Raw genomic sequence first — 2,576 nt, 5'->3', positions numbered from 1 at the left:
CGGTACGGACTCCGCGGAGGCGATATCGACGACACTCCCGCGAACCGCTAAAATTCTGCCGACATATTTACGGTCGGCACTCCTTTTCGGTGAATCCTCCATCGTCACCGCCATCGGGGCTCCTCATTGAAAAATAGCAGAACGTAACGTACGTTACTTTTTTTACGATCCCGCATAGCGGCTGTCAACCCGATTCGCATGAGTTTTTCAGATCGGCTCGAGGCTTCGGCCCCCAAGACGCCGGAAAAACCCGGCTGTATCGTCCGTGAAAAAACAGGTTACGACCCGATTTCAATCTATATTACGTCATATAGCGATATATTGACCGTAAGACGTCAGTCGCCGCATATGATTTCACGACGGATATCCGGAAGCCGTTCCATCAGACAAACCACTTCCGGATCCGCCTCCAGCCAATGGCGAAGGTTGCCGAGAAGACTCGATGCATAGGGGCTTTTCGAGCCGTCGGCCAATTGATAATTGACCCACAAGCCGTCCTTCGAAAAAAAGATCAGTCCCGCCTCTTCCAGTATTTTGAGATGCTTGCTGACCGAAGACTGGGCAATACCTAGCGCGGCCTGGATTTCGCAGACACACAAAATCCGGCGTTGCAGTAATTTGATCATCTTCACCCGATTGGGATCCGAAAGCGCCTTCATGACTTTGATAAATTCTTTCATGATCACCCCATATATCGTTATTTTGGAATATATTATGCTCGCAGTCAACTGTCAACCGAAACGTGTATGAAATGACGCTGCTCGATATGGGTGAGGCCGGCCGGATAACACTTTTCAGAGGGGCGGCTGTTTTCCTTCGAAAACGCGTGATGTCGTTAACGAGAATGGAACGCGGCCGGTGCGGCATGCCGAGAGGCGCCTTACATCTTTCCCGACCGGAAGATGGAGATGATGAGCCAGAGGCCCAGAAGCGTGGCGATGGAGTAACCGGTCATGCCAAGGAGGATGGTGAGAGAAACAGTGAATCCGCCCAGGGTGATGTTCATAATCCCGTTCGGTGAATTGAGCACCAGGGAGCCTGCGATGGTCGAGGCGGCGATGATCATGCCCACCACGGCCCGGTTGAGACCCCGTTCGAATCGTCCGATTGCAGGGTCGAAGCCGCTGTGACGAATCTCGATGCGGTGTTTTCCTTCGGCGGTCCGCTTGAAGATGGCGTGGGCGAACCGGGGCATCATCTTCAGATAGGCACCCATGGATCGCGTATCCCGGCCCATATTCTTCAAAAGCTTCCGGGCGTCGTAACCCCGTTGCAGCAGGTTCCGGGCATAGGGCCGCGTGACCTCCAGTATACTGGCGTCACTTCCAAGAATCTTTCCCAGAGCCTCCGTCTGAACGAAGGTTTTGAGCAGAAGAAGAAGGTTCCGGGGAAGCCGGATGCGGTACTTGTAGGCCAGCCGCATGACCTGTTCGTAGACATCCTTCACGGAGATGGTCTGAAGAGAGCGACCGTAGAAGGGTTCGCTCATGTCCTTGAGATCCGTTCGGAACCGCTTGAAGTCGATAACGTCGTCGTCAACGAGGCCGGCCTCCCTGAAGGCGTCCATGATCATGTCGTAGTCATGTTCGGCATACCCGAGAAATATGTTGGCCACCTGCATCATGGTCTCTTCGTCCAGGTAGCCGATGATCCCGAAATCGACCAGACTGACGCGACCGTCGTACATCACGATGGTGTTGCCGGGGTGGGGATCGGCGTGGAAAAATCCGAAATCCATCAGTTGACGGGAAAAGGACCTGAGACCGATCATGGCGACTTCCTTTGGATCGATGCCCGCTTGGCGGATCAGGTCCACCTGGTCCATCTTGATACCGTCGATATATTCCATGACCAAAACGGAACGGGCGGTGTGCGCCCAGTAGACCCGTGCCGTGTAGATCTCGTCGCTGTCCGAAAAATTGGCCGAAAATTTCTCGATGTTGCCGGCCTCTATGTACATGTCGAGTTCCCGGAAGACCGTCCGTTCGAACTCCCGGACCAGGTTCACAGCGCCGATGATTCGGAGGAACTCGAACAGCTTTTCCAGCTTTTCCGCAAAATAGTACATTACACGGATGTCTTCCCGGATCGTTCCCTCGATACCCGGGCGGATCACTTTGACGGCCACCCGGTCGCCGTTCATGAGGCGCGCCTCATGAACCTGAGCGACGGAGGCCGCGGCCATGGCTTCAGGGTGAAACTCCGAAAAAATCCGTTCAAGGGGGGCGCCCAGTTCGCCTTCCACCACGTCCCGGATGGCCGTGAACGGCACCGGCGGGACGCTGTCCTGAAGCTTCTTGAACTCGTCCGTGTATTCCGGCGGAAAGACGTCCGCCCGCACACTCATCAATTGTCCCAGCTTGATGAAACTCGGACCGAGTTCCTCCATTATCCGGCGGATGCGGACGGGTGAATGGAACGCTGGTCGAGGCATTCCTTTTTTTTCTGGATGGTTACGCTCGTCCGCCGCCGTCCGTCTGAATACGCGATCCGCCACATTTCCATAGCCGTGCCTGGCCAGGACCCGGCTGATAGCCGCAAAACGACGGATTCCCCTGAACGGCTGAAAGCCGGTA

General features: G+C 55.2%; 2 protein-coding genes. Both read right to left on the bottom strand.

Annotated elements, in window-relative coordinates; genetic code table 11:
* Window positions 1–335 precede the first annotated feature (335 nt).
* Window positions 336–680, bottom strand: coding sequence for an ArsR/SmtB family transcription factor (locus tag AB7S84_RS16475; RefSeq protein WP_020876458.1), 345 nt, complete (start codon window positions 678–680; stop codon window positions 336–338).
* A 200-nt stretch (window positions 681–880) separates the two neighbouring features.
* Window positions 881–2,576: ABC1 kinase family protein (locus AB7S84_RS16470; RefSeq protein ID WP_428155819.1), on the bottom strand; the 1,696-nt coding region annotated here is incomplete at its 5' end.

The sequence above is a fragment of the Desulfococcus sp. genome, assembly GCF_050178255.1.
Lineage (GTDB): Bacteria > Desulfobacterota > Desulfobacteria > Desulfobacterales > Desulfococcaceae > Desulfococcus > Desulfococcus multivorans.
Note: the sequence above shows the minus strand (reverse complement) of the source record. Positions and strands in the feature narration are given on the sequence as shown.

What these genes read in the sequence shown, in the direction of transcription:
- AB7S84_RS16475 (WP_020876458.1), bottom strand. Translation starts at nt 680, where the DNA reads ATGAAAGAATTTATCAAAGTCATGAAGGCGCTTTCGGATCCCAATCGG.